The organism is Pseudomonas sp. AMR01, from assembly GCF_041946035.1.
In the GTDB taxonomy this organism is placed as follows: Bacteria; Pseudomonadota; Gammaproteobacteria; order Pseudomonadales; family Pseudomonadaceae; genus Aquipseudomonas; species Aquipseudomonas antarctica_B.
Genome location: NZ_JAUTYR010000174.1, coordinates 1 through 531, shown reverse-complemented (window position 1 = coordinate 531; position 531 = coordinate 1). Strand labels below are relative to the sequence as shown.

General features: G+C 58.8%; 1 protein-coding gene and 1 pseudogene. Both read left to right on the top strand.

Features of this window, described 5'->3' with window-relative positions; genetic code table 11:
* Positions 1–252 (top strand): annotated as a pseudogene (locus Q7C20_RS27110) (hypothetical protein); the annotation flags it as partial.
* On the top strand, positions 242–531 hold a 290-nt coding region (locus tag Q7C20_RS27105; RefSeq protein ID WP_375071229.1), incomplete at its 3' end, for a hypothetical protein. The pseudogene Q7C20_RS27110 and the gene Q7C20_RS27105, both read left to right, overlap by 11 nt.

Genomic DNA, 531 nt, shown 5'->3' with positions numbered 1-531 from the left:
AACGACGTCAACGACGGGTTGCGCACGATCGCATCGCTGTTCGACGCCGGGCTGCTGATCGTTCACGAATCGTGCGAATCGTTGATCGAGGAAATCGAGGGATACGTATGGGATCCTGACAAATCCAAGAAGGGCGAAGACGCCCCGTTGAAGGAAGCCGATCACTGGTGCGACGCACTACGATACGGCGTGTATACGTCGCGCTCACGGTGGCGCTGGATAATGCAAGGGAGGTCGAATAATGCTGCCTGAACCGAATTCTGATTGGCCCCCGTCGCCGTATGACGTGGTATTCAAGGACATCGACAAGTGGGCCGAATTGTGGAAGGGCACATCGACGTCACTTTCCAATTACCAGCCACCCAACAAACGCGGTCGATTCCGCCGCGCGGTCGATTCGTTCTTCGACTCATCGTCGGGCCAATCATCCGGCCCACCCGCAACGCGTCAGGTCCACATTCCCATCGCATCGGACATCTACCGGTGTGTGGGCGGGCTCATGTTCGGCGCGGGCGTCACGTTCGGCGTGGG